Origin of the sequence: Streptomyces sp. NPDC059169 (assembly GCF_042755225.1) — a bacterium.
In the GTDB taxonomy this organism is placed as follows: Bacteria; Actinomycetota; Actinomycetes; order Streptomycetales; family Streptomycetaceae; genus Streptomyces.
In genome coordinates this window covers 15,720-41,421 of the sequence record NZ_JBHZCF010000029.1, presented here as the reverse complement: position 1 = coordinate 41,421, position 25,702 = coordinate 15,720, and the positions used below count along the sequence as shown (strand labels likewise).

Here is a 25,702-nt window from a genome sequence, read left to right as displayed (position 1 = left end):
CCCGGTCGGTCCCGCCTCAGGGGCTCCGACCGGGGCCGAGCAGTGGGGCGGCGGCCGTGTACCCAAGCCGGCGAGTGCGCCGATCTCGATCGTGGGAGTGTGCGACGCGGAGGTGGGCGATGACTTTGCGACCCTGGACCGGTCGACAGTGGTACACGCCCGACTGCGAGGAGGTACCGATGAGCACTGACGGATTCACCACGTGCCTGTGGTTCGATGGGCAGGCCGAGGAGGCCGCGCACCACTACGTCTCCATCTTCAAGAACTCCAGGATGGGACGCATCGGCCGTTACAACGAGGCCGGCCCGGGTCCCGCGGGATCCGTCATGGTCGTCGAGTTCGAGGCCAACGGCCAGAAGTTCGTGGCCCTCAACGGCGGGCCGCAGTTCGTCTTCACCGAGGCCATCTCGTTCCAGGTCTTCTGTGACGACCAGGAGGAACTCGACCACTACTGGAACAAGCTCGCGGAGGGAGGGCAGGAGGTCCAGTGCGGCTGGCTGAAGGACAAGTACGGCGTCTCCTGGCAGCTCATCCCCAAGGGCCTCATCGAGATGATCAGTGATCCCGATCCCGAGAAGGCGAACAGGACCACGCGAGCCATGCTCTCGATGGTGAAGCTCGACTTCGCCGCCTTGCAGAAGGCCCACTCCGGGGAATAGACCCGGCGCAGCGCCCCGCGTGCCAGGACGTCCGTGCCGTCCCACGCGGTGCCTGCGCGTGATCGCCGTGCGGCTCGGAGCGACGACGGCTCGGGCCGCACGTCACGATGCGTAGCGGGACGAGAGGGGCGGTTGGGAGCGTGAAACGTCCAGACAGCCCAGACAGCTCCAGACCGCGGCGGGCGCGTCGACGAGCGTGTGCGCCGTTGTCGTGCGTGCCCCGGCGAACCGCGGTGGACGGTTGTGGGCCGCGGCACGCCCGGGCCGGGCGAGCTTCCTCGCCCGGACCTGAGCGCCCTGCCTCGATCAGGCTTCCACGACACCCGACTTGGCTATGGTGATCTTCGCCTTGGTCGCGCCGCTGCGCGAACCGAGGGTCTCGATCTGCTTCACGACGTCCATTCCCTCGACGACTTCGCCGAAGACGACGTGCTTGTTGTCCAGCCAGTCGGTGACGATGGTCGTGATGAAGAACTGCGAGCCGTTGGTGTTCGGGCCCGCGTTGGCCATGGACAGCTGACCCGGCTTGGTGTGCTTGATCTGGAAGTTCTCGTCGGCGAACTTCTCGCCGTAGATGCTCTTGCCGCCCGTGCCGTTGCCGGCGGTGAAGTCGCCGCCCTGCAGCATGAAGTCCGGGATGACGCGGTGGAAGGAAGATCCCTCGTAACCGTAGCCGTGCTCGCCCGTGGCGAGCTCGCGGAAGTTCCGCGCGGTCTTGGGGACCACGTCGTCGAACAGGGTGAAGACGATACGGCCGGCGGGCTGGTCGTCGATGGTGATGTCGAAGAACACATTACTCATGTCGTTCATCCTGACACTCTCAGCCGCGGAACTCACATCGGGCCGAGCGGACGGTGTTCCGATCGCGCCGTGATGGGCCCTGCACGGCCCGGGAAGCTGTGGTTCTCAGGAGGCCCCGCAGGCCGCACCGGCTGCGGTGGACCCTCGCAAGAGGGCGACGGAGTCCTCAGCAGTCGAGCGCGTGCCGCCACGGTCTTCGGTGAGCCGCCGATGCCAGTGGCCAGGTGCCGTCAGCCATCTCGTGGTCAGGTGGCGACCGTGCGCCCGGGCGTTGGCGTCAGCGGAGAAGCGCATTCCGCAGTCGGCGGTTCCTCGGGTCCCGGACCAGTTGCGGCTATGGCGGTGCCGGTCCCCTCCCGCCGCCCCTGGTGCGCGTCGGGTGATCCCTGACACGCCGGGAGTCCGACCCCTCGCGCACCGCCCGCACCGGAGCCTCACCCGCGCCAGATCCGCCGGTACGCCTCGCGGTAGCCTTCCGGGTCCCATGCCGTGGCTCCGACGCTGTTGGCGGCCGTGGCGACGTGGACGGGTGCGACGTAGCCGCTCGGCGGCCGACCGGCGAAGGAGCGGTTGAACTCGTCGACGATCTGCCAACCCTGTTGGTTCAGCGGTTCGGGGACGGTGGCGGACTGGTACTTCCTGCCGTTGATGCGCTGGAAGGCGGAGGGATCGCCGTCCCCCGCACCGATGTTGAAGGGAGGCCCTGAGCCGGGCTTCCCGGCCGCGCGCAGGGCCGGAGCGGCGTCGGCGAAGTACAGGTCGTTGATGGCGACCGAGTACGTCCAGCGCCCCCCGAAGCGGGAGAGGAGGGACGAGACCTCCTGCGGGGTGCGCTGGCTGGCGTCCGGGATCGGAATGTTCTCGTAGGCCAGGACTCTGACGCCCGCGCAGGTGCCGAGCTCCCGCTTGATCAGCTCGGCCTTGTTCCTGGCGAACGGGATCGAGTCGTCGGTGAAGAGGACGGTCCCCGCATCGCCCCCGGAGCGGGCGATCACCCAGTCCGCACTGATCCTCGCCACGTCCTCCACCTTGGTGGTGATGTTGGTGAAGAGCTTCGGGTCCGCGCTCGGGCCGGGCGACGGGACCGCGTGCCAGCCGATGAGCGGGATGCCGGCCGCTTCGGCCCGCGCCAACTGCTGAGCCGTCAGGAGGGGGTCGAAGCCGCCGACGACGATCCCCGACGGCTTCAGCGTGATCGCCTGGCTGAGGGCGGCCTGGATGCCCGCGGGCGTACCGTCGCCGTCGATCACCCGCACCTTCCACCCGACCACGCTCGCCGCCTCCAGCAGACCGCGGGCCACGCCGGCGACGCCCGGGTTGGTCATGGTCTGCGCGACGTAGACCAAGGACCTTCCGGGAGCCGCAGCAGGGCCGCTGGTCGGGCCGTTCCAAGCGGTACCGGGTCGCTCCGCCTGCCGCACGGCCGCGGTGGCCTTGGCGAGGGCGGCGGGGCAACCGGTCTCGGACGTAACGGTGTTGGGCGACGGGCCGCGCTCACAGCCGGCGACAGCGGCCATGACCCACACCAGGACCACGGCCTCGCGAGTGGTCTTGCGCTTCATGTACACGGTGCTCCTGACCGGGTGGGGTTCGAAGGTTCCTAGTCGGTGCCGCCGTTCACGGGGCCGGCGGGGGGCTGTGTACCGGCCGGCCGGATCGTCCGCGGGCCCACGCGCAGTCGGCGGCGCGCGGAGTATCCGGCCAACCCCACCGCGATGAGCAGGGTGGCGCCGTTGAACAGCGGGGTGGCCCAGAACTGCGCGCCCAACTGGCCGATGCCGGCCAGGCCCACGGCGAGCACGGCGACGGCGACCAGGGTCCCCCAGGCGTTCGCGCGGCCCGGCTTGATCGCGGTGGACCCGAGCAGCGCACCCACGAACGCGGGCAGCAGGTAGTCCAGGCCCACGCTGGGGTTGCCCGTCTGCTGCTGTGCGGCGAGGAGCACACCGGCGAAGCCGACCACCAGGCTCGAACCGGCGAAGGCGTAGACGGAGTACCGGTGGGTGCGGATGCCGAGGATGCCCGCGGCGCGGGGGTTGGACCCGATGACGTACAGGTACCGGCCGAGCGGCAGCCGCTCCAGCACCAGCCAGAGCACCACGACCACGGCGAGGACGTAGAAGGCGGGTAGCGGCAGGCCGAGGAAGCGGGAGTCGTAGACGTCGGTGAAGCCCGGTGGCAGCCCCTGGGGACCGGGGACGATACGGGTGCCGTCGGTGATCCAGCCGGTGAAGGCGTACATGATGCTGCCGGTGCCCAGGGTGGCGATGAGCGAGTCGATCCGTGCGAACTCGACGATGACCCCGTTGAGCGCACCGACGACCGCTCCGCCGAGGACCACGGTGAGGCAGGCGAGCGGCCACGGCCATGCTTCGTTGACGATCAACTGCATCACCATGACGTGCGCCAGCCCAAGTCCGTAGCCGATGGACAGGTCGAACCTGCCGGTGACGATGGGCAGGGTGGCACCGAGCGCCAGGATGGCGGGGATCGACTGGTTGGACAGGATCGAGGAAACGTTGTCGACGGTGGGGAAGGTCTCCGGCAGCGCCAGGGAGAAGACCAGGAACAGCAGCGCCGTGAGGGCCAACAGGCCGTACGTGCCGAGGACGTGCCCGCGCACGGTGCCCGGCGGGGTTCGGGGTGGGCGGGTCATCGGCCGGTCGTGGTTCCCGTGATGGGGGGCATGGCAGAGGCGGTGCGGGTGAGTTCGGTGACCGTCAGGGCCGCTCCGGTCAGCTCGGCCGCAACGGTTCCGCGGACGAACACCAGGGCGCGGTGGCACACGTCGGCGACCTCCTCGAAGTCGGTGGAGATGAGCAGGACCGCCAGTCCGGCGGCCACGGTGTCGTCGAGCAGCCGGTGGATCGCGGCCTTGGCTCCGACATCCACGCTCGCGGTCGGCTCCTCGAGGATCAGCAGGCGTAGGTGCGCACCGAGCCACCGACCGACCATCACCTTCTGCTGGTTGCCTCCGGACAGCGTGGCGATCGGGGCCTCGGTGTCCGCCGGACGCACCGCGAAGCGCCGAACCAGGGCGGCGGCACCGGTGCGTTCCCGACGGGGACTGATCCACTGCAGCGCGGTCACGCCCGCTGCCCGCGGGTTGGCCAGGAAGTTCTCCCGTACGGTCAGGTCGGCGGCGCAGCCCTCCTCCTGGCGGTTGGCCGCCACGAGCCCCACGCCGGACGCGACCGCGGCAGCGACCGTGCGGGGACGGTACGGCCTGTCGTCGAGCAGGGCCCGCCCGCCGAGGAACGGCCGGGCACCGGCGATGGCGCGCCCGAGGTCCATGTGGCCCGCCCCGGTCAAACCCACCGCGCCGAGGATCTCCCCCGCGTGTACCTCCGTGGTCACCGGACCCGCGTACCGGGTCCGCACGCCGTCGAGGCTGAGGACCGGTGGACCGCAGGGAGGGCGGGTGGCGGGACGCCGGCCGGCGGGCTCGTGGCCCACGATGTCCCGCACCAGAAGGGCGGGCCCGCGGTCGGCGAGACGGCCCCGGCTCACGACGCGACCGTCGCGGAGCACGGCGAAGGCGTCCGCGACCTTGTAGACCTCGTCGAGCCGGTGGCTGACGTAGAGGATGCCGTTCCCCCGGTCGCGCAGCGCGTGGAGGACGTCGAACAGCCGGGCGCTGTCCGCCGCGGGGAGGGTCGCGGTCGGCTCGTCGAGGACGAAGAGCTCGGCCCTCCTGGCGAGGGCGCGGGCGATGGCGACCAGCGAGCGCTCGGCCGGGGCGAGATCCGCCACGGGTGAGTCCGCGTCCAGGTGCCCGGCGACGATTCGCAGTGCCTCGGCGCAGCGTTCCCGGGTCCGTCGCCACGAGAGCAGTCCGCACCGGCGCGGGTACCCCGTGCCCAGGGCGATGTTTTCGGCGACCGTCATCCACTCGACGAGACCGAGGTCCTGGTGGATGAACGACATCCGCTGCGCTGCGGCCTCGGAGCCGAGCGGGTGCCCTGCCACGGTCACCTCGCCTCCGTCGGCGTGGTGGACGCCCGCCAGTACCTTGATGAGGGTCGACTTGCCGGCCCCGTTGGGACCGAGCAGGGCGAGGACGCTGCCACGGTGGACGTCGAGGTCGACGCCGTCGAGCGCGACGGTACCGCCGAACCGCTTGCTGAGACCACGCACGCGGACGAGGGGAGTCCCGCCGGGGCGCGGGTGCTCGCTCAGCGAGGTACCGGGAGCGTCATGCACGGACTTCTCCGGGGGTCGGCCTCCGAGTCCTTCCCTGTTGCACGAGGGATGCTACTGGGAGCGGTCACCGCATCCGCGGCACGTCGTCGCCCTCGGTGATCCCAATGGCGGATTCGGTCGGCGTCGGGACCCGCCCGGCCCGACTTCCGTGCCCGCCGAGTGGTGCTCACGCGGCCTCCAGGGCGCACTCGGCCCAGATGACCTTCCCGTCGGGGGTGTAGCGGGTGCCCCAGGCCTGCGCGAGCTGGGCGACGAGGAACAGCCCGCGGCCGCCCTCGTCGGTCGAGGCAGCCCGCCGAAGCCGGGGAGCGGTGCTGCTGGTGTCGGAGACCTCGCAGATGAGCGTGCGGTCGTGGATCAAGCGGACCCGGATGGGTTCGGCCCCGTAGCGAACGGCATTGGTGACCAGCTCGCTGAGCAGCAGTTCCGTGGCGAACGACGTCTCCTCCAGGCCCCACCGGTCCAACTGCCGGAGGGCGGCGGCGCGGACGTCGGCGACCCGCGCGGGGTCGGCGGGCAGCTCCCAGGTGGCGATCCGGTCGGGCGGTAGTGCGTGGGTCCGGGCGACGAGGAGGGCGATGTCGTCGCCCGGGTGGTCGGGTGCCACAGTGCCCATGACCGCGTCGCACGTGTCCTCGGGATCGCGGCCGGGTCGGGCCAGCGCTCCCCGTAGCCGGTCGAGGGCCACGTCGACGTCGCGATGGCGGTCCTCGATGAGCCCGTCGGTGTAGAGCACGAGCCGGCTGCCCTCGGGGAGGTGGATCTCAGCCGTCTCGAAGGGCAGTCCGCCCAGGCCGAGCGGGGGCCCGGCCGGCACGTCGGGGAACGTCACGGAGCCGTCGGGGTGCACCAGTGCCGGCGGGGGGTGGCTGGCACGGGCCATCGTGCACAGCTGCGAAGTGGGGTCGTAGACGGCGTAGAGGCAGGTGGCACCCACCATGCCGGTGCTGCCGGCGGAGGCCGGGTCGTCGTCGCCCTCCTCCCGGTCCAGGCGCACCAGGAGGTTGTCGAGGTGGGTGAGGAGCTCGTCGGGGGCCAGCTCGAGTTCGGCGAAGTTGCGGGCGGCGGTGCGCAGGCGGCCCATCGTGGCTGCCGCGTGCAGCCCGTGGCCCACGACGTCGCCGACGAGGAGGGCGACCCGGGTGCCGGGGAGCGCGATGACGTCGAACCAGTCGCCGCCCACTCCGGATTCGGCGGGCAGGTAACGATGGGCGACGTCGACGGCGCCCTGCTCGGGGAGGCCGCGCGGCAGCAGACTGCGCTGCAGCGACAGGGCGAGGGCGTGCTCGCGGGTGTAGCGCCGCGCGTTGTCGATGCACAGGGCGGCCCGGGCGGCGAGTTCCTGGGCCAACGCGAGGTCGTCGTCGCCGAAGGGCGCGGGGTCCTGCGAACGGTAGAAGGTGGCGATCCCGAGGACGACGCCCCGGGCGAGCAGCGGGACGCTGATGAGGGAGTGCACGCCCCGGGCGAGCAGCCGGTCGGTGTGCTCGCCGCCCTGGGCGAGCCAACCGGCGGCGGCCTCGAGGTCGGGTTCGAGCACCGGCTGTCGGCTGTCCAAGCAGCGCAGATGGGGGGTGCTCGGCCGCAGGTCCACCCGCTCGCCGACCGGGTAGAAGGGACAGTCGTCGCGGATGCCGTGGACCACCGTTCGGTGCAGGTTGGTGCCGGGGTCGGGGGACTCCTCACCGCGCAGCACGGCTTCGGGCAGGTCGATGGTGACGTAGTCGGCCAGGCGCGGTACCGCAGTCTCGGCGAGTTCCCAAGCGGTGCGGCTGACGTCCAGCGTCGTGCCGATGCGGGTGCTGGCCTCTGCCAGCAGTTCGAGTCGGCGTCGGGCGGCGACGGCGTACTTGCCCACCTCCGGCTCGCCCACCAGGACCAGCCCCCGCACCGGTGCGTCGGCCGAATCGTTGGTGCCGGTGGACGTGTCCGCGGACGGGTCGGGATCGCGGAACGCAGCGGGGGTGCGGCGGGGGTCGGCGGCGGCGTGGTGGCCGTGCGGCGGGCCCGCGGAGGGTGCCGGTCCCCGCGGAAGGGTGCGCGACGACCGACCGACGCGGGCCGGGACGGCGGCGCGGTGCTGCTCGGGGTTGCCGGGCAGGACGGCTTCGACGGCGACGCCCTGTACCCCGGAAGGGCTGGTGACGGGGCGGCTCACCAGGGTGGCCCCCCGCCCCCGGGACAGTGACACCTCGACTGCGGCCCGGTGCGCCGACGAGATCAGCTCGGTGGCCTTCTCCTTGAGGATCACCAGGTCCCGCGGGTCGAGCGAGCTCCCGGTCAGGGCGTCCACTCCCGTCCGCCCGTCGTCCTCGGCGTCCCTTCCGGTCCGAGGGCGGAGGCCCGCCTCGAGGTAGGCGCGCAGCAATCCGCGCTCGCGGGCGGACCGCTGTGCCATCAGCCGCCGTTCGACCGCCTCGGCGGCCCGGCGCACCACTGCGTCGAGCGCGGGATCGGCGTACGAGCGCGGGTACCCGAGGCAGAGGACGCCTTCGATGCGCCCGCTGAGCTGGTCACGGATGGGTACGGCGGAACAGGCGTTGGCCTGGGAGCGTTCGGCGAAGTGCTCGGCGCCGTACACGTGGCACGGTTTCCGTTCCGCGAGGGCCAGGCCGATCCCGTTGGTCCCGGCGAACCGCTCGGCGAAGACGAATCCGGGCACGCTCTGGATCGGGGGGAGGCTGTGCGCCAAGGACTCCTCCCCGAAACGGCGTTGGAGGACGGTCCCGTGCTCGTCGGCGAGACAGATGTTCATCATGCTGCCCGCGAAGCGGGACTGCAGTCGCTCGAGAACGGGACCGGCCGCGCGTACGAGTCGGCTGTCCGGATCGAAGTCCGGCTGGTACGGGAGCTCCACCTGATCCGGTGAGAGCCCCAGCAGTCGGCTCCGCTGCCAGGAACTCAGGATCGGGCCTCTGACGTCTTCCTGGAGCGGCTCGCCCAGCAGGAATCGCTCGCGGGAACGTGCGGGGCCGGTGCGGTCCCCGGCGACCCCCATCTGCACCACTTCCCTCACTGGGACGCCACTCTCCCCATCCTCTTTTTGAGTATATGACCCTCTTTTCAGGCCATCGGGTGTCTTCGTGTGGGGGGTCGGCTCGGGCGGCACGGAATCACCGCAGGTCACCGCGGGTGACGTCGGGACCCTCCGCAGGGTGCGGGCGCGCGACGGGCTCCGCTGCCCGCGCGACGGCGATCTCGACTTCTGCGAGGCCGACCCCGGAATGCCGGAGTTTCGCGGAGCGTCGCCGCACGCATCCCCGGCGTGATCGCGTCGCAGGAGGCGGCTCTCCATCCTTGGCACGGCTGCCGGCAGCGCAGGGGAGGATGCCACGTACGTTCGTCCGGCTCCCGTGGGCAGCCCTTGCCGGCGAGTCGATAGCCGGCGGGCTCGGCCCGGCTACTCCGCTGCGCCGGCTACCCGTTCGACCGCATCGAGTGCCGCCGGCCAGGGGTACTCGGACGGGCATCCCTGCCCCGGCCGGTTGGGGGTGAACCCGCCCTTGCCGTACAACACGGTCACCCCCATGGACCGGAGCTCTGTCAGGCTGCGCCCGAATGCTCGGTGTTGCACGTATGCCGTGTTCACGCACGGCATCGCCACGATCGGGATGCCCTTGCCGACGCCCTCCGCCACGACACCGACGACGAACCGATCGGTTAGTCCCAAGGCCCACGCGTTGATCGTGTTGAAGGTTGCCGGCGCCACCAGGATCACATCTGCCGTCGGCCACGCGTCCGGCGTCCCCGGCCGCTTGTAGGTCGACCGCACCGGGTGTCCGGTCAGCTTCGCCAGATCGGGTAGTGCCGCCTCAAGCCACGAAGCCGCGGTTGGCGTCAACCCCAAACAGACGTCCCAGCCCTGGGACTGCGCACCCTCGATGACTTCCGCGATGTCGAAAACGGGCGGTGCGGCACTGGCGAACAGGTACAGCGTCCTCGTCATGCGCCCATCCGATCACATGCCGTGCCTCCGAACCGGACGTCTGACTGGGGCGATCGCGAGTACCGTTCCCCGTGGGCCGCAAGGAGACGGAGACCAGTATGCCGAGACGGGACGACCATCACACTGGCGTACGCATCAAGGAGCAACGCAAGCTCGCCCGGCTCACCAACATCTCGCGGCGTACCCCAGAAACTCTCGGCCACTTGGCAGCGTGGATCGGGCTCTGAGGCTCCCCGCTCGTGGGCAGCACTCACCAAACTGTGAGCATTTCCCGCTTCCCCGTCCACCAGGCTGGTCACGTATCGACCAGCGACGAGCCGGGGACAACGATGACACACCTCAGAAACGCACCTGACGCAGCCTGCGTGACGGAGAGGGAACCGCTCGATCTCACCACGATGCGCGCCACCGCCCGGCGCGTCCTGGAATCGGGCCAACCGCGGCCGCAGATCGAGGACCTCATCGACGAGATGCGGTCGATGGTGAGCCGCCTGGCGCCGGAGGTCCGGTTGCTCATCAGCCGCCGCCCGTCGGACGACGCCCCTGTGAGGGTCGCTCAGATCGGCGTGGACGAGGCGTGGCGCCGTCTGACCACGCCCCGCGGCTTCGGGCCGGACGCCGTCCACGGGCAGGCCCGGAGGCTGGCCTTGTCGGTGCTCTCCTTGTGCGACCACGTCGAGAACCTCAACGGGAGTCGACCGTGAGAGCAACAGCGCGCAACCGGCCGGCACCCCAGGTCGGCCCATCGTCACTCCTCGCCGGACCACTGAGCACCGAGGTGATCGCGGACGTGCTCGCCGACCTCGTGTGGCTCCAAGCCACCCGGCAAGAACGACTGGAAAGCGCACGGGGCCGGCCCGAAGGTCCCCCGTCTGCCGCCGTGCGGCGAGGTCGGGGTCAGCGGCAGGATCACCGGGACGCGGCATCGGACCCCCTGCCGTGACCCACCGCGGCTGACTGGCGGCCGGCTCTCCGTGCTGCGCCTGTGCGAGCGCTTGGACCGTCCGAGCAGGCGGGACGAAGACGGAACGTGCTCCCGGGCTGCCGACTCCGTCAGTCGTACGCGGACGGGGTCCAGCGGTGCGCCTCCGTCAGGCGCTGCTTGCCCTGCCAGTCCGTGCGGCCGGTCACGTCACCCGGGCCGGTCGGGACGCCCGCGTACGCGGCTGCCGAGAGCGGCGCGCCCGCGGGCGCGGGCGTTGCACCGCCGGGCGCGGTTCCGCAGAAGGGGACGTCACTCCAGAGCCGCGGCGAGCTCGGGGAGGTAGCCGGCCAGGAAGCCCAGGTCGGTGGCCCGGGCGAACTCCGGGTGCCCGCGGTGGTCGCGCAGCCGGGACAGCGCCGCGCGGCCGAAGTAGCCGCCGCGCGTCTCCGGGCCGGGGTCCGCTTCGCGCTGGTCGTCGATCTCGCCCGGCCAGCCGGGATCCGCCGCCAGCCGTGGCAGGCAGCGAGCGAAGAGCTGGTGGCAGGCATGCAACCCCCGGCGCATCACCACGTGGTACGGATCGTCCACGGCCATGGGGTAGCGCTCGACGGCCAGCCGCGGGCCGGTGTCGATGCCCCGGTCCACGTGGTGGAGCGTCGCCGCGAACTCCCGCTCTCCCCGCAGCATCGCGTACACCAGGGCCACTTCGGGCAGACCGCGGTAGGCGGGCAGCGGGCCGTGGTGGACGTTCAGGATGCGCAGCCCCGTGGAGAGCACCGGCTCACGGAAGATCATCCGGTTGTTGATCGACCAGACCAGACCGTCCGTGCAGGACGCGGCCAACTCGTCGGCCACCGCGTTGACGTCTGCCGTGCCCAGGTACGGCACGTCGGGCCGATTGCCCGTGGGGGCTCCAGCCGGTGCGGGGCCGCAGACCAGGTCCACGGCCAGACCGCCGTCCAGGGCGTGCCGCACGGCGCGCCACAGCAACGCGCCTTGACCAACGAAGATCACGATTCGCCCCGCACCTCATCGACCGCGGCCACGACCCGGCTCAGCGTGAGCCCCTCGCTCAGCGGTCCGAGCCGTTCCAGCAACTGCTGTTCCGCGGACCGGCCGAGTACCTCCGAACCGAGTGCGGCCAGCATCTCCAGGACGGCGAGCGAGTCCCCGCCGAGCGCGTGGAAATCGGAGGAGGCGTCGAGCTCTGCCGAGTCGCAGCGCAGGACGCGGGACCAGATCTCGGTCGTCACCGCGGCCGTTGACCCGTGGCCGTCCGGCCCGTGCGCCCGGTCGGCGGCAGCCTCAGGCCGGACCGGCACCGGGTCCGCCGGCGCGGCGGCGTCATCGAAGGGGTTGGGCAGCGCCTTGCGGTCCGTTTTGCCGCTCGTTGTCTCCGGCAGGGCGGAGAGTTCCCGGACCACGGAAGGAACCAGGTGCGGGGGAAGCGACCGGGCCAGCTCGGCGCGCACCGTGGCTTCGTCGAAGGCCTCCGCTCCCTCGGCCAGCACCACGAACGCGCACAGTGCCTGCGCCCCGCCGTCGTTCCTGGCGCGGGCGACGACGGCGGCCTGCGCGATGTCCGGGAGCCCGGTGAGCGCCGCCTCCACCTCCGCGGGCTCCACCCGGTGTCCCCGGACCTTCACTTGGTCGTCGATCCGTCCCGCGTACTCCAGCTGTCCGTCCGGAAGTCGCAGGACCAGGTCACCGGTGCGGTAGGCGCGGCGGCCGTCCGGCAGGTGGACGAACCGCTCCGCCGTCAGGTCGGGCCGGCCCAGGTAGCCGCGGGCCAACTGGACACCCGTCACGTAGAGCTCGCCGAGGCGGCCCGCCGGGACCTCCCGCTGGTGTTCGTCCAGGACCACCACCGAGGTGCGGTGCACCGGAACGCCGATCGGCGCCGAAGGCCGCTCGGTGCTGCCGTCCACGACGGCGGTCGTGCAGGCGAGAGTGGCTTCGGTGGGTCCGTACGCGTTGATGATCAGGCAGTCGGCACCGAACGCCTCGTGCACCCGGCGCGCGGTGGAGGCCGTGAGGTTCTCACCACCCACTTGCAGCGCACGGATGCCCGACGGCCGGATGCCGAGCCGTGCCGCCAGCTCCAGGTGCGTCGGCGTGAGTGACAGGGTGTTCGCCCGGCCGCCCGAGAACATCTCGCGGAGCTTCAGGTGGTCGAGCTCGCCGGGGACCGGTACGACGGCACCGCCGTGCATCAGCGCCGGGAAGATCTGCATCAGCGACAGGTCGAAGCCGGGTGAGAACGAGTACGCGGCACGGGTCTGCGTGTCGCACCGCATGAGTGGCGCCAGCCAACCGACGGCGTTGACCAGGCTGCGGTGTTCGACCTGAACGCCCTTGGGCCGGCCGGTCGATCCCGAGGTGTAGATGACGTACGCCAGGTCGTCCGGGCCGGGAGCGGCGGCGGGCAGAGCGTCCAGGGCGTGCTCGTCGAGCGGTTCGTCGTCGGCCGTGAGGTCCTCCAACAGGAGCGTCGTGCCGTCACCGCTCCCCGTCCGCCCGGCCGACGCGGTCTCGGCGAGACAGAACCGGGCGCCCGCGTCGTGCAGCAGTTCCGTGACGCGCTGCGCCGGGTTGCGGACGTCGATCGGCAGGAACGCGGCACCGGCCTTGAGGACGCCGAACACGGCTGCGAGGCCGGACGCCGAGCGGTCCGCCAACACGCCGACGACTTCCCCGCGGGCGACACCCCGGGTCAGGAGCCCGGCCGCGACCGCGTCCGAGCGACGATCCAGATCGGCGTACGTCCAGTGCGCCCCCGCACCCGTCACGGCGGGTGCGTCGGGGCGCCGGGCGACTTGGGCGCGGAACAACTGCACCACGGTGGTCTCCAGCGGTGGCAGCCCTTCGCTTCCCGGCGAGAGCAGCCGCTCTGCGGCGGTGGGCGTGCCCGGCGGCGTCCCCCGCCGGGCGGTGGGGTTCGGTGACGAACCGAACGCCGCGGCGATCCGGTCGAGCAGGGCGTCACAACGCGCCTCGACGTCCGCTGAGCCGCGTGCGGACACCACGACCTCGGTGTGCTCGGGAAGTTCCAGCAGCACCACGCTGAAGGGGACCAGCGGCGCGTGCACCGGCAAGGCGTACACCGTCGTCGCGGTGAACTCGTCGATGCTGAAGTCCGTGAGCTCCGGGCAGCCCGCGTGGGAGACGATCGCCGAGGCGAGGTGGCGGTGGCTGGTCTGTGCCGCAGCACGTGAGGCACGGACCAGGGCCGTAGCCGCGGTCAGCGGCAGCCGGGACAGGGCGGCCTCGGCCCCCGACGCCAGCTCCCGTCGGTCGGCGAGTGCGCCCAGCAACCGCCGGTGCACGGTGTCCGCCCCCTGTCCCGGGGGCACGTCCAGGAACACGGGCAGCGTCAGGTTCGCCGTGGAGGACACGGCCGGGACGTGCCGTCGTAGGTCCACCGGCACCATGATCCGGGCCGGTGCTGCCATCGCCCCGGCGAGCGCCGCCGCCACACGTGCGGTGGGTGCCGCGGGGCGCCCCGGTATCGTGCGCCGCCGCCATACGGAGACGGAACCAGCCCGGCCGCCCAACGGCGAGCGCCGGTCGAGCCCGAGGCGGGGGCGCCCTCCCGTCCTGCCCAGTGTGTCCAACAGCTGATAGTCCGTCAGTGTGGCGGAGGCTTCCCGGAGGGGCTCGCCGCGCAGCGCACGGAAGACCTCCGCGGCCCAGGTCTGCAAGCCCTTCAGGTCCATCACCGCGTGCGCGGCACGGAACACGACGGTGCCCGGGTCACCGGTCAGCAACAGCACTTCGCAGCCGGGTCGACCTTCGCCGTCCGCCAGTGGATCGCAGAGCTCCGGTGCTCCCGTGAGTGCGGTGCGGTCGAACGAGCCGCCGTCCCCGACCACCACCCTGGCCGGCGTGCCGCCGTCGACCCACAGGCGTCCGCGCCGAACCAGCCGGGACCCGGGGCAGGACTGCGATGCCTCCGTGACCGCGCGGCGGAGCGCCCGGGCGTCGATCTGCCCGGAGCCCTCGACGACGAGCTGGATCACCATGAGCTCGTCGAGACGGGCGAACGCGAGGTACGACCACTCGGTCGGGGAGACGGGTCGGCTGAACGCGGAGGGACCACGGGACCCGGCGTCCCTGACGATGGGGGAGTGTTGCACGGTCATGGCTACTTCACCTTCCGGATGTACTCGTCGACGCCACCGATGCTGTCGATCCACTCCGTCAGCCGGACCATCCCGGTGTGGTGGTCCACCTCCGGTGCCACCAGGTCGCGCTGCGCCGCCGACGTGTCGTACGTCGCCGAGCGGGTCAGCAGGGCAAGCGAGTAGCGCGAGAGCGGCGGTGACGCACGCCTGGCCAGGGGCGGCAGCTTCCAGAGCATGTCCGCCGCGAACGCCGCGGCGTGCAGCAGGCCGAGGGGAACCCGCTTGGTGGGCGGTGCGGCGCCGAAGCGCTCCGCCAGGTCGGCCAGCGTGCTCCAGACCTCCACCGGCTCCGGGTCCGCGACGAAGTACGCCCTGCCGCCGACCCCTTCGGCACGTGTGGCGCGGACACTGGCCGCGGCGGCGTTGTCGCAGTGACAGAGGGAGGCGTGGACCTGCCGGCCGCCCGAGAGGTCGGGCAGTTTCCCGGTCATCATCTGCGCGAGCAGCCGCGGCATGAACCCGGAGTGGTCGCGCGGGCCCCACACGGCTCGCGGACGCAGCGCCACCGTGGTGAAGTCCGGCCGGTCCGCGGCCAACACCATGTGCTCGGCGGCCGCCTTGGTCTCCGAGTAGAGATTGAGGAACCGCCGCGGGTAGGGCTCGCTCTCGTCGATGCCGAGCCGGTCGCCGTCGCGGACGCCCATCAGCGCGCTCGGACTGCTGATGAAGACGAAGCGTCGGGCTCCCGCCCGACGGGCCGCCGCCATCAGGCGCCGGGTGCCCTCGACGTTCTCGTCCCGGAACTGGGACCGGGTTCCGCGGTCGGTGACCCGGGCCGCGCTGTGGTGAACCGCCTCGACACCGTCGGCGGCAGCGCGCAACGAGTCGGTGTCCCGGAGGTCCCCGTAGGCGAATTCGATGCCCGGAACGGTGCGCAGGTACCGCATGTCGCTGTCCCTGCGCACCAGTACGCGCACGTCGTCGCCGGCGCGCCGGCAAGCGTCGACGATATGGCTCCCCAGGAATCCGGAAGCGCCCGTCACCAGTACCTTCATGCCGAAGCAGCCTTCCTCCTGCGGAGGGCCGTCCGCCACCACGTCGCTCCGAAGAGCATGGTGAGCGCGGCGGTGGCCCGCGGTGTGCGTCCGGTGGCGAGTTCCTGTTCCGCGCGTAGGGCGGCCGGTACCTGCGCCGCGTGGACCACGACGCTGAGGAAGAGGTCGACCCACCACAGTGTGGTGAGGACCGGATGCGCCCAGGGCAGGAACGGCCAGGCCACGAGATAGGCCCAGCCAGCCAGGGGCACGGCCCGCAGCGCGAGGTCCCCGGCCGTCGGTCGGAGCCGACCGGTGATCTGGTCCTCGGCCCAGCCCGCCAGCAGTTCCCTGCGGATCTTGGCGTTGTGCCGGATGTCCACCGGGAAACCGGGGTGCGGGAGGAAGTGGGCGATCGGCTTGGTCATGGGGTTCTTCGCCCCGAGGTCGCGCAACTCGGCTTCGATCCTCGGCCATTGCCCGGGGTCGGTGCCCGGTGCCAGTTCCACGCACAACACCGGTCGCTGCTCACCGTGGGGTCCCACGCCCACCAGGGCGGTCCGCTGCACCCGGGGGTGGGCGTTGAAGACGTTCTCGCAGCGCACCGTGTACAGGTCGCCGTCGGCGGTACGGACCCGGTGGCTCTTGCGCCCGCAGAACCAGATCCGTCCCTCCTCGTCGATCCACCCGACGTCACCCGTGCGGTGCCAGCGCTCCTCCCCGTCCTGGATCTTGTGCTCTGCGTCGGCCCGCGGCGAGCGGAAGTACCGGGGGCTGACCGCCGGGCCGCGTGCGACGATCTCGCCCGGTTCCCCCGGTGCCGTCGCCAGTCCCGCGGTCCAGCGGGGCACGGGTCCGTCACTGACTCCGATGGTGCGCAGGGTGATGCCCGGGGCCGGACGGCCGAGGCACACGCCGAGTCCCGCCGCCGGGCCGTCGGCAAGCTCCCCGAGCGCCTCCCGGCTCTCCAACAATGCCATCGGTAGGGCCTCTGTGGCCCCGTAGGTGCTGTACACCCGCGCCTCGTCGACCAGTACCGTGCGCAACTCCCGCATCAGGGCGGGGCTTACCGGGGCGCCACCCGAGATGACCAGGCGCAGGGAGGGCAACGGGGTGCCGTCTCCGACGAGATGAGTGGCCAGCGGCGCCAACAGTGCAGGGGAGGCGAACATGGCGTTGACCGAGAAGCGCCGTATCGCGTCCGTCAGGGCGGCCGGGTCTGCGGCGCCGACCCGTGCCATGTCCATCTTCGGGACGACCACTGTGCGACCGGCTACCAGATCGAAGACACCCATCAGCGGCATGGTGACCAGGGTGGTCGTCAACTCGCTGGTGAAGTGGCCCTCCTCGACGCTGTCCGCCATACCGCGCAGCATGCCGACGGTGAGTTCCACCGGCTTGGCCGGACCCGTGCTGCCCGTGGTGTAGCCGATGAGCGCCAGGTCGTCCGGCCCGGTCTCCGCGGCGGGAAAATCCCCGCGCCCGGCGCCGAGGGCGATCAGCTCGGTGAGGCCCGAGCCGTCCTTGCGGCCCACGGTGACCCGGGCCCGCACCCCGGCGAAGGCGCGCGGACGCAGTCTCCGCAGCACGTGTGCCGCGGGTACGCCGATGAAGGCCTCGACCCCGACCCTCTGGAGGCAGTCGAGCATGCGGACCAATCCCATCCCGGGATCGACCACCACCGGCACGGCGCCGAGGTGCATCATGGCGAAGACCAGCGTCAGCAGGTCGCCGCCCGGCGGCACGAGCAGGGCGGCACGGGTGCCGCGGCGGATGCCGTGCGCTTCGAGCCCCGCCGCGCAGGCCGCGACCCGGGAGGCGAGCTCGGCGTAGTCGAGCGAGGCGTAGGCCGCCCGTCCCGAGGCTTCCTTGCGGTCGCCGTCCGGGTGGATGACGGCCGGTGCGTCCGGCGTGCGGGCCGCGTGGCGGGCGAACAGCCGGGCGAGGGACGCCTGCTGGTGGGCCTGCGGCGATCCGGCGGGCATCAGCGGGTTCCGTCTGCGGTGTCGCGCAGCCGGTAGAGGGAGGCCGCCGAGCTCGGGCCGGCGCCGGCGGCGACGAACAGGATCGCGTCGTACTCCCCGAGCCGCCCGGAGTCCTGTGCCTGCCGGAACCCGTGGACGAGTGCTGACGTGTGCGGGTCGCCTTCCACGTCCGCGACGGTCACGGCGGCATCGGAGGCGAGTCCCAGTCGCTTGGCGAGCCGTGCCGGGAACTCGGGTGACGGCTGCGAGGTGACGAGCAGGGTGCGGTCGAGGGCGAAGGGCGCACGGTCGGTCCCCCCGGCGTTCCCGGCCCGTTTCGCGTCCTGGTCCGCGAGCGCGGTGCGCACCGAGTCGACCGCGAGGTCGAGCAGCCGGTCCGTCCCGTCGTGGTCACGATCGACGACGACGGTGTCGCGGCCCCGGGGACCGACCTCCCGCAGCGGCAGGTAGCCGTTGACCCCGTATCCGCCGGACGCGGAGGAACGATGGTGGACGCGGTCGAAGCCGCGGGCGTCCCGACTGTGCTCCAGCAGGATCGCGGCTCCGGTGCTGGCGTAGGGGAACGCGTCCGTCCCGGCCCGGGCGGGGTCCATCGACGGGTGGGTGTCGGAGGAGACCACCATCACCCGGCGGGCACTGCCGGTGGACAGCAGGGCGTCCGCGGCCTGTACGGCGTTGAGGAGGCCGCAGGCCCCGTTCATCAGGTCGAACGAGAACGCAGCCCGCTTGTCGGGCGAGTGGAGGTAGTCGAGGTTGATACCGATCCGCTTCTGGATGAGCGCGGCGACGGACGGCTCGACGATGTTGGAGTCGCGGTAGACACCGACGTTGATGAGGACGTCGACGTCCCCCGGTGTGATCGCGGCCCGCTCCAGGCATGCGAGACCTGCGGCCGCCGCGTGGCCGATCGAACTCCCGGTGCCGTCGGCCGGACTCAACGCGGCCGAGGTGATGACGGTCGCCATGATCACACCTCCAGGGAAGAGACGGTGGCGGACAGGAAACCGGTCACCACACCGGACGCGGCGGGCACCATGAGGACCTTCGAGCCCTCGGGTACCCGGCCCTCCGCGAGGGCTCGGTGCAGTACCAGGTAGTGGGAGGTGGTCGCCGTGTTGGCGAACCTGTCGAGGACGCTGAGCGACTGAGGCATCGGCGTGCCGAAGATGCCCTCGCCCACCGTGTTCATGAAGTCGACGAACCGGCTGCCGACCTGGTGTTGGATGACGAAGTCGTACCCCTCGTCGGCGAAGGTGCCGCCACGCTCGGCGAGCTTGTCGCGATGGAAGGTGGGCCACAGGGAGAGCCGGTCCTGCGCGTGCATCTCCTTGTTGTTGGTGTACATCGCCATGTCGCCGGTGTCGTCACTGGGCATGCCCAGGCACAGGTGGGAATACTGCGAACAGGTCATCAGCTCGACGTCATGGATCACGTCCCGCTCGTCGGTGGCACGGTCCATCACGACGGCGACGGCCGAGTCGCCGACCGACATCGATGCGAACTGGGGGTCACGACTGTCCTCCATCTCGCGCGCCGCCGTGAAGGCGATGGGGGTGATCTGCTCGCCGCTGAGCACCAGCCCGTTGCGCACCGCGCCCGAGCGGATCATGCGGTCCAGCAGTTGGACGCCGGTCATCATCCCCGCGCAGGCGTTGGACACGTCGAAGTGGATGGCGTCGGAGGCGCCGAGCTCCCTGGCGATGCGGAAGGCGAACGAGGGCTCGAACTGCAGCCGACGCCCGTCGGTCGTGCGGCTGATGGAGCAGGAGATCACGATGTCGATCTCCCCGGCGGTGTAGCGCGAGCGCTCCAGACAGTCCCGAGCCGCTGCGACCGCCATGCTCAGGCTGTCTTCGGGGCTCTCCGCGGCGTCGTCAGCGACACGCCGCTCGGTCATTCCAGTGATCTTGAAGAGGTCGAACTCCGGCGCCTTGTCCAGGCGGTCGAGGAGTTCTCCGGTACTCATCACCGTCGTGGGCAGATAAGCCCCGATGGCTTCTAACCGGCTGTTGTTCACAACACTCTCTTTCGAAAGTACTCATTCATGCATCGGTCCGACGAATGAATGGTGCGGAAAATCAGTCACGGTGAATCTGCGTCACCACTCCGCAACGTCGGACATTACTGAAGCCACGGCTCCGTTGCCGACTTCTCCCTGATCAGGGCGTACTGACGCCAGAGGCGGGCCCGTCACTCAGTGAGACTATCGCATCACTCAAGTGCCCCCGCGTCATCGAGGTGTGACGATCGCCACCCCGGCCATTCCGTTGATTTGGAAAGCCCGTTGCAGCGCCTCCGACGATTGATGAGCCGTCAAATATCCATATCGCAAACGACGTCGCACAGGGCCGGATCACACCGGCGGGCCGGTGCAATGCGGGCCGGGGGTCGGGCCGGTACTACCGCCCCAGCGGCTTGTCACCGGTGCAGAGTTCGGCTGCGTTCGTGTGCGACGGGCGGCGTCCGGGCCGTGCCCCGCACCGAGCCGTGGACGACCGCTTTCCGTTCCCGGCAACAGGCCCGCCGTGGCCCGTGGGGAACGGACGGGGCGGAGGCGGTGCCCCGGCGCCCGGTTCGCCGGTCGAACCGGGCCCGGGACGGCCCTTCTTCGGCGCGCGCCGTCTCCAGGGTTGGGCCGGAGCCGGGGCGACGCGTCCGTCAGCCGGACGGGCGGCCCACGGCGCTCCGGGCACCGCCACTCCCGCGCCGGGCGGGCCGGGTGGTGCCGCGGCCCGGTCCCACAGGGGGGCACCCGGCCGCGGACCCGTTCAGAGGGCTGAACCGTCCAGCTTTACCGGAGGGGCCAGCGGCTCGACGACGGCGCGCTGGTGGGGGATCGGGAGTCCTTCCGGCTGCATCGTGACGGACCGCGTGGGCGGGGGAATGCTGATGCCCTCGTCGCGGAAGCGCCGGTGCAGACGCTTGATGAACTCGTGTTTGATCCGGTACTGGTCGCTGAACTCGCCGACACCCAGGATCACGGTGAAGCCGATCCGGGAGTCACCGAACGTGTGGAAACGGACGGCGGGTTCGTGGTCGGGTACCGCTCCTGCGATGTCCACCATCACGTTCTCGACGACTTCGGTGGTGACCCGCTCGACGTGGTCCAGGTCGCTGTCGTAGCCGACCCCCACCTGGACGCTGAGCGTCATCTGCTGCTCGGGACGGTGGAAGTTCGTCATGTTGGTACCGGACAGCTTCGTGTTGGGGATGATCACCAGATTGTTGGAGAGCTGACGCACCACCGTATTACGCCAGTTGATGTCGACGACATAGCCCTCTTCTCCGCTGCTGAGCCTGATGTAGTCGCCCGGCTGAACGGTGCGGGAGGCGAGGATGTGCACACCGGCGAAGAGGTTGGCGAGCGTGTCCTGCAATGCCAGAGCAACCGCCAGACCTCCCACACCCAGCGCGGTGAGCAGCGGGGCGATCGATACGCCCAGGGTTTCCAGGACGACGAGGAATCCCATGGCCAGTACCACGACGCGCGTGATGTTCACGAAGATGGTGGCCGACCCGGCGACCCCCGACCTGGACTGGGCCAGGGCCCGTACGAGCCCGGCCACGATCCTGGCGGTGGTGAGGGTCGAGGCCATGATGAGCACGGCCGTGAGGACCATCGTGACGTGGTTCCCCACCCCCCTGCTCAGCGGCAGCGCCGACGCGGCGGCCGCCGCACCACCGGTGACGGCGGCCCACGGGACCAGCGCGCGCAGGGCGTCGACGATGACGTCGTCGCCGGTCCAACGGGTGCGGCGGGCGCGTATGCCGAGCCAGTTCAGGATCACGCGTGCCAGTAGCGCGGCCGCGATTCCCGCGGCCAGCGCGATTCCGGCGACGATCCAGTCGTGCAGCGTGAGGGCTCGGGTCACCTGCCACCCCCCGCTCCACCCGGAAGCGGAAGGGCGGCGGGCGCCGCTGTGGACCGGAAGCGATGTGTCGTCACCTTGTCACCTGTGCATTCTGGGAGCGCTGTTGTGCGGTCGCGGCGAGTCACACCGAACCCGTTCCGCCGCGACCAGACATCCTGCCGTACCCCGGACGGCCCGGCTGTGTTCGGGGAGTGCGGTGACGCGGCGGCCGTTGCTTCCTGAGTCCTGAGTCCTGAGTGCTGCGTTGGTGCGCGGGGCCGGCAGGCGGGCGGGGCCGCGCCGACACCCCGCGGGGTGGACTGGCGCGCTCCCGGGGTGCCGCTACCTCTCGAGGGCCTTTGCCCGACGCCCGGTTCGGGTTGCCGCACCCTGCCGGTCCGTGCCGGGAAGCCAGTCGCGCCGGGGGTCGAAGTCGAGCCAGCGCCGACGGCTCGCCACGCCGGCGAAGGCCGCCTCGAGCACGGGCAGGGACGGATGTCCGGCGCTGCGCAACCACAACAGCGACCACGCGTACAGCGGGGTGGGAGAGACCAACGGGATGAAACGCACGCCGTGGTTCCCGGCCGGCACGGCATCGGCGGGGAAGAGCGAGAAACAGCCGGGATCCCGGGCGACGAGGCGCAGGAAGGGTTCCAGACCCAGGTTCGGGCCGTCCGCCAGGTGCCTGATGTCGAAGCGGTCCGCGAAGCTGGTGAGGAAGTCCAGTCGTCCCGCGTCCGCGGGACAGCGCAGGCGGTCGTCACGCAGGTCCGACGGACGCAACTGCGCGGCGTCGGCGCGCGGATGCGCGGCACTGACCACGGCGTCCACGGGTTCGAGCCGCACCATCCGGTGGGCGAGGTCGGGGTGTTCGACGTCGTGTCCCCCCGGGACACGGCCGAAGCCCACGTCTGTCTCACCGCGTCGCAGTGAGGCGACCACCGAGGGGAAGTCGCGCCCCGTGCCCGGTTCCACGGCGACGCCGGGCTCGGCAGTGAGGACGTCGGCGAGCGTGCGCATCGGTGCGAACAGGTGCCCCCACACGTCGATCCGTAGGCGCCGGTGACCACCCGATGCGGCGGAAACCGCGCGTTCGCCCGCGGCCAACAACTGCTGTGCCGGTACCAGGAACCGATCCCCGGCGTCGGTCAGCCGTATGCCGTGACCCCTGCCGCGGTCGAACAGCCGCACCGCCAAGTGGACTTCGAGACGCGCCACCCGCTTGGACAGCGCCTGTTGGGTGATTCCCAGAAGCTCCGCCGCCCGACCGAAGTGCAGGCAGTCGGCAGTGGCGACGAACGCCCGCACCTGCGCCAGGTCCAGATCCATGCCCGTCACCATAGGCGACAACCGGTGGTTGTCGCTCTCAAGGGCGGGTTGTTGGACCGTGCCGGTGGGCTCGGGGTCTTCTGGAGCCCCCCAGCTCCCGTTGCGAAGGTGGTACTTCCCCTGCCCGTCCAGAAGGCGCCCCATGACGACCGGACACCGCCACACCGCGGGAAGGGCGCCCCGTTGGCCCGACCCGGGGGGCGACGCGACCGTCCTCACCTGCCCGTGGCCGGCGGGTCGGCGGCCATGCCGCCCGCGCCCCTCACGATCCAGCCCCCCACTCCTCGCCCAGCCGCACGAAGGACCGAACGACCGATGCCCTCCTTCTTCGACCTCCCCGACATCCTCGCGCAGTTCGTCGCCGTCAACCGGTCGCGGATCCACAGCGTGGGGCTCGACCCCCACGAGTACGACCGCGTCACCCAACGCCTCGGTTCCCTCGAGCAGTGGCCCGACGTCTTCCGGGCGACCGGCCACGCCCATCGAGCGGCTGCGGAGGAGTACGAGACCCAGGGGCGCACGGTGTCCGCCGGCGACTCCTTCCGGCTGGCCGCTCGCTGGCTGCACTGCGCCGTCCTGCTGCCCCACCCCGACGCGGCGTTGCTGGAACTCTGCGCAGCCGAGGCGGACGAAGCGATGCGTCGGGCGCTGGCACACCTCGACCCCGGGGCAGTGCGGCTGGAGGGTGAGGAATTCACCGGCTGGCTGCGCCGACCGGGCGGCGAGCCCCGCACGCCCGTCGTGGTCGTCGTCCCCGGTCTGGATTCCGGCAAGGAGGAGTTCCACGCACTCACCGAGGCGCTACTGCGCCGGGGCCTCGCGGTCCTCACCATGGACGGACCCGGCCAGGGCGTCCGAGCGGCGACCAGCACGCTCCGCGCCGACTACGACCAGGTCCTCACCGAGGTCATCGATGTCCTCGGGGCCCAGGACACCGTCGACGCGGACCGGGTGGGTGTGATCGGCCTCAGTCTCGGCGGGTACTTCGCCGCCCTCGGAGCCGCCCGCGAGCCGAGGATCCGGGTCGCCGCGACCGTCAGCAGCCCCTATCGGCTGGACTGGGACGAACTGCCGCCGTACGTCACCGAAACCCTGACCCAGCGCGGTGGATCCCGGGCGGCCGCCGAGGACTTCACCAGCCGCGTCGACCTGCACGACGTCGCGGGCCGCATCGCGGTTCCGCTGTACGTCGTCGACGGCGGAGCGGACCATATCCCGGGAGTGGCACACGGTGCCCCGCTGGCCGCGTCCGCTCCGCACGGGGAGTACGTGCTCGTTCCGCACGGGGACCACCTGCTGGGCAACGCGCACGCTGACTGGATGCCCGCAACCACCGACTGGCTCGCCCACCACCTCACCCGCTGACGCACGACCACGAGCAACCGCACGGGTACGGGGGTGCCGTGCGGATCAGGGAGCGGGGTCGTGGGAGACGTGGGGACGGGGGGCCCGTGGCGGGGCCCGTCGCGGTTGCAGCCCGACCGCGCCCGGCTCCGACCGCAGAACTGCCCCGGAGTCGCTCCCGGAAGGGCGCCGGCCTCGCCGCCCGTCGGGCGCCGGGCGGTGCGGCCGTGCCCCGCGGCGCCCGACGCGGTGCACGCGGGGGCGGCCGGAAGCCCGCTCCTCGCGCCCCTCCGCCCGCACTCCCCTGGGGTTGCGGGCGCGGGCCGCGTGTTCGCGCCGTGCGTGGCGTCGTCCGTGCCGGGCAACTCCCTTCCAGCGCCCGGGTGTGGGGCCAGCCGAGCACTGCCGCTCCGGCGTCCCGCGCCGGAGCGGCCGGCTCCCGACGTCAGCCGTCCGGCCGGGATGCGGCTCCCCACGCGTTCGACGCGTTCGCGGTGGCCGCCAGGGCGTCCCCCAACGAGGTGCGCCGGTATAGCACGGAGCGCCCCGACCGTGCGCGGCTGAGGAGACCGGCGTTGCGCAGCACCGACAGGTGGTCGCCGACCGCACCGGTCGCCAGCCGCAGCTGGCGGGCGAGCTGACTGGTACTGGCGGGTGTGTCCAGGGCGCTGAGGATCCGCGCGCGGGACGGCCCGACGAGCGCGGCGAGTGCATCGCGCGTGGTGGTGTGCGGTGTCTCCCACAGGGCGGCGGTGCCCCGCGCGGGATAGATCAGCGTCTTCGGCCAGGGGCCTTCCAGATGCGCCGCCACGCCGGGCCAGACGAAGACGGACGGAATCAGGAGCAGCCCTTCGTCGCCCAGGCGCACGGTGTCTTCGCCCAGCGAATCGAGTTCGATGGCGCCGTCGCGCCAGTGGACGCCGCCGTGCAGGTCGTCGATCACGGCCTTCCAGCCGTGCTCTGCGATCACGCCGACACGGTGCACCACGTCCCGTTCGCAGATCGCCCTCAGCTGCGGCCAGTCAGGGGCGAGGAGCGCGTGCCAGGCTTCGTCGAGTGCGCCGGCGACGCGCTCAACGACGTCGGGTGCGGACAGTGCGTCGCGCACGCGCCGGTCGTGGACCGGTTGCGCGGCCGTGATCGCGGCGATCTCGGCGCGCGCCTGCGCGACAGGGGTCGCCCGGATGGCCGCGAGGTCATCGGCCCACGTCTGGGCGAGACTTCTCGGCGGTACGGCGACGAAGTCCGCACCGGAGCGCGTCGTGTGCAGCGCGAGGGCCGTATCCAGGTCCGTTTCACGCCGCAGCCGGTCGAAGGCCGGACGCAGCCGTTGCACCCATGTCGCGGCCGCCTGCCCGCCCCCGCGCTGCAGCGTCCGCAGCACGTTGGCGAGCTCGAAGGCGGGGGAGAGGGCGAAGCGGCTGAGCAGGAGTGCCTCGGGGGCGACTTCGAAGCGGATCACGGTGGGAGCCTACGACCTTACGTGCAGGCGCGAAACTGT

19 protein-coding genes are annotated in these 25,702 nt (G+C 71.5%); 4 read left to right on the top strand and 15 right to left on the bottom strand.

Going from position 1 to position 25,702, the window contains the following annotated elements; genetic code table 11:
- Positions 1 to 179 precede the first annotated feature (179 nt).
- Complete coding sequence (locus ACFXOM_RS34525; protein WP_384942284.1) at positions 180 to 659, top strand: VOC family protein; 480 nt, start codon at positions 180 to 182, stop codon at positions 657 to 659.
- Between the two features lie 306 nt (positions 660 to 965).
- Here the strand turns inward: ACFXOM_RS34525 and ACFXOM_RS34520 are convergent, their stop codons facing one another.
- The 6 genes from ACFXOM_RS34520 to ACFXOM_RS34495 all read right to left on the bottom strand — a co-directional run bounded on the left by ACFXOM_RS34520 (position 966) and on the right by ACFXOM_RS34495 (position 9,609).
- Complete coding sequence (locus ACFXOM_RS34520; RefSeq protein WP_384942286.1) at positions 966 to 1,460, bottom strand: peptidylprolyl isomerase; 495 nt, start codon at positions 1,458 to 1,460, stop codon at positions 966 to 968.
- A 434-nt stretch (positions 1,461 to 1,894) separates the two neighbouring features.
- A complete protein-coding gene (locus tag ACFXOM_RS34515) occupies positions 1,895 to 3,022 on the bottom strand; it encodes a substrate-binding domain-containing protein (protein WP_384942288.1) in 1,128 nt (375 codons plus the stop codon).
- A gap of 38 nt (positions 3,023 to 3,060) precedes the next feature.
- Entirely contained in the window at positions 3,061 to 4,116 is a 1,056-nt protein-coding gene (locus ACFXOM_RS34510) for an ABC transporter permease (RefSeq protein ID WP_385041365.1), read from the bottom strand.
- The gene (locus ACFXOM_RS34505) at positions 4,113 to 5,663 is read right to left on the bottom strand and encodes a sugar ABC transporter ATP-binding protein (protein ID WP_384942291.1); all 1,551 of its coding nucleotides are present in this window, start codon (positions 5,661 to 5,663) and stop codon (positions 4,113 to 4,115) included. Before ACFXOM_RS34505 ends, ACFXOM_RS34510 begins: the two co-directional genes overlap by 4 nt.
- 166 nt (positions 5,664 to 5,829) lie before the next feature.
- Positions 5,830 to 8,661 (bottom strand): SpoIIE family protein phosphatase, encoded by a 2,832-nt coding sequence (locus tag ACFXOM_RS34500; RefSeq protein WP_384948867.1) that lies wholly within the window; start codon positions 8,659 to 8,661, stop codon positions 5,830 to 5,832.
- A gap of 402 nt (positions 8,662 to 9,063) precedes the next feature.
- Entirely contained in the window at positions 9,064 to 9,609 is a 546-nt protein-coding gene (locus ACFXOM_RS34495) for a flavoprotein (protein WP_385041362.1), read from the bottom strand.
- A 98-nt stretch (positions 9,610 to 9,707) separates the two neighbouring features.
- On the opposite strand from ACFXOM_RS34495, the gene ACFXOM_RS34490 reads away from it, so the two are divergent.
- Both ACFXOM_RS34490 and ACFXOM_RS34485 read left to right on the top strand, forming a co-directional pair.
- The gene (locus tag ACFXOM_RS34490; protein ID WP_384942296.1) at positions 9,708 to 9,836 is read left to right on the top strand and encodes a hypothetical protein; all 129 of its coding nucleotides are present in this window, start codon (positions 9,708 to 9,710) and stop codon (positions 9,834 to 9,836) included.
- 138 nt (positions 9,837 to 9,974) lie between these two features.
- Entirely contained in the window at positions 9,975 to 10,313 is a 339-nt protein-coding gene (locus ACFXOM_RS34485; RefSeq protein WP_384942298.1) for a DUF6415 family natural product biosynthesis protein, read from the top strand.
- A gap of 530 nt (positions 10,314 to 10,843) precedes the next feature.
- Here the strand turns inward: ACFXOM_RS34485 and ACFXOM_RS34480 are convergent.
- The 8 genes from ACFXOM_RS34480 to ACFXOM_RS34445 form a co-directional block, all read right to left on the bottom strand.
- Complete coding sequence (locus tag ACFXOM_RS34480) at positions 10,844 to 11,548, bottom strand: formyltransferase family protein (protein WP_384942300.1); 705 nt, start codon at positions 11,546 to 11,548, stop codon at positions 10,844 to 10,846.
- Positions 11,545 to 14,676: an amino acid adenylation domain-containing protein gene (locus ACFXOM_RS34475; RefSeq protein ID WP_385041359.1), complete on the bottom strand. Its 3,132-nt coding sequence runs from the start codon at positions 14,674 to 14,676 to the stop codon at positions 11,545 to 11,547. The genes ACFXOM_RS34480 and ACFXOM_RS34475 overlap by 4 nt, the downstream gene beginning before the upstream one ends.
- Before the next feature lie 2 nt (positions 14,677 to 14,678).
- Positions 14,679 to 15,713 carry an NAD-dependent epimerase/dehydratase family protein gene (locus ACFXOM_RS34470; RefSeq protein ID WP_384942304.1) on the bottom strand — a complete coding sequence of 345 codons (1,035 nt, stop codon included), beginning with the start codon at positions 15,711 to 15,713 and terminating at the stop codon, positions 14,679 to 14,681.
- Positions 15,710 to 17,677, bottom strand: coding sequence for a fatty acid CoA ligase family protein (locus tag ACFXOM_RS34465; RefSeq protein WP_384942306.1), 1,968 nt, complete (start codon positions 17,675 to 17,677; stop codon positions 15,710 to 15,712). The genes ACFXOM_RS34470 and ACFXOM_RS34465 overlap by 4 nt, the downstream gene beginning before the upstream one ends.
- On the bottom strand, positions 17,677 to 18,642 hold the full coding sequence (locus ACFXOM_RS34460) for a hypothetical protein (RefSeq protein ID WP_384942308.1): 966 nt from the start codon (positions 18,640 to 18,642) through the stop codon (positions 17,677 to 17,679). The genes ACFXOM_RS34465 and ACFXOM_RS34460 overlap by 1 nt, the downstream gene beginning before the upstream one ends.
- Positions 18,643 to 18,644: 2 nt before the next feature.
- Positions 18,645 to 19,694: a 3-oxoacyl-ACP synthase III family protein gene (locus ACFXOM_RS34455; RefSeq protein ID WP_384942310.1), complete on the bottom strand. Its 1,050-nt coding sequence runs from the start codon at positions 19,692 to 19,694 to the stop codon at positions 18,645 to 18,647.
- A gap of 751 nt (positions 19,695 to 20,445) precedes the next feature.
- Entirely contained in the window at positions 20,446 to 21,549 is a 1,104-nt protein-coding gene (locus tag ACFXOM_RS34450) for a mechanosensitive ion channel family protein (protein ID WP_384942311.1), read from the bottom strand.
- Positions 21,550 to 21,870: 321 nt separating this feature from the next.
- Entirely contained in the window at positions 21,871 to 22,857 is a 987-nt protein-coding gene (locus ACFXOM_RS34445) for a LysR family transcriptional regulator (RefSeq protein ID WP_385041357.1), read from the bottom strand.
- 315 nt (positions 22,858 to 23,172) lie between these two features.
- On the opposite strand from ACFXOM_RS34445, the gene ACFXOM_RS34440 reads away from it, so the two are divergent.
- The gene (locus ACFXOM_RS34440; protein WP_384948862.1) at positions 23,173 to 24,222 is read left to right on the top strand and encodes an alpha/beta hydrolase family protein; all 1,050 of its coding nucleotides are present in this window, start codon (positions 23,173 to 23,175) and stop codon (positions 24,220 to 24,222) included.
- Positions 24,223 to 24,646: 424 nt separating this feature from the next.
- On the opposite strand, the gene ACFXOM_RS34435 is transcribed toward ACFXOM_RS34440, so the two are convergent.
- Positions 24,647 to 25,663, bottom strand: a complete 1,017-nt coding sequence (locus ACFXOM_RS34435; RefSeq protein ID WP_384942317.1) for a DUF5937 family protein — start codon at positions 25,661 to 25,663, stop codon at positions 24,647 to 24,649.
- Positions 25,664 to 25,702: the final 39 nt, after the last annotated feature.

What these genes read in the sequence shown, in the direction of transcription:
- ACFXOM_RS34525 (WP_384942284.1), top strand. Translation starts at nt 180, where the DNA reads ATGAGCACTGACGGATTCACCACGTGCCTGTGGTTCGATGGGCAGGCC.
- ACFXOM_RS34520 (WP_384942286.1), bottom strand. Translation starts at nt 1,460, where the DNA reads ATGAGTAATGTGTTCTTCGACATCACCATCGACGACCAGCCCGCCGGC.
- ACFXOM_RS34515 (WP_384942288.1), bottom strand. Translation starts at nt 3,022, where the DNA reads ATGAAGCGCAAGACCACTCGCGAGGCCGTGGTCCTGGTGTGGGTCATG.
- ACFXOM_RS34510 (WP_385041365.1), bottom strand. Translation starts at nt 4,116, where the DNA reads ATGACCCGCCCACCCCGAACCCCGCCGGGCACCGTGCGCGGGCACGTC.
- ACFXOM_RS34500 (WP_384948867.1), bottom strand. Translation starts at nt 8,661, where the DNA reads ATGGGGGTCGCCGGGGACCGCACCGGCCCCGCACGTTCCCGCGAGCGA.
- ACFXOM_RS34495 (WP_385041362.1), bottom strand. Translation starts at nt 9,609, where the DNA reads ATGACGAGGACGCTGTACCTGTTCGCCAGTGCCGCACCGCCCGTTTTC.
- ACFXOM_RS34490 (WP_384942296.1), top strand. Translation starts at nt 9,708, where the DNA reads ATGCCGAGACGGGACGACCATCACACTGGCGTACGCATCAAGGAGCAA.
- ACFXOM_RS34475 (WP_385041359.1), bottom strand. Translation starts at nt 14,676, where the DNA reads ATGACCGTGCAACACTCCCCCATCGTCAGGGACGCCGGGTCCCGTGGT.
- ACFXOM_RS34470 (WP_384942304.1), bottom strand. Translation starts at nt 15,713, where the DNA reads ATGAAGGTACTGGTGACGGGCGCTTCCGGATTCCTGGGGAGCCATATC.
- ACFXOM_RS34465 (WP_384942306.1), bottom strand. Translation starts at nt 17,677, where the DNA reads ATGCCCGCCGGATCGCCGCAGGCCCACCAGCAGGCGTCCCTCGCCCGG.
- ACFXOM_RS34460 (WP_384942308.1), bottom strand. Translation starts at nt 18,642, where the DNA reads ATGGCGACCGTCATCACCTCGGCCGCGTTGAGTCCGGCCGACGGCACC.
- ACFXOM_RS34445 (WP_385041357.1), bottom strand. Translation starts at nt 22,857, where the DNA reads ATGGATCTGGACCTGGCGCAGGTGCGGGCGTTCGTCGCCACTGCCGAC.
- ACFXOM_RS34440 (WP_384948862.1), top strand. Translation starts at nt 23,173, where the DNA reads ATGCCCTCCTTCTTCGACCTCCCCGACATCCTCGCGCAGTTCGTCGCC.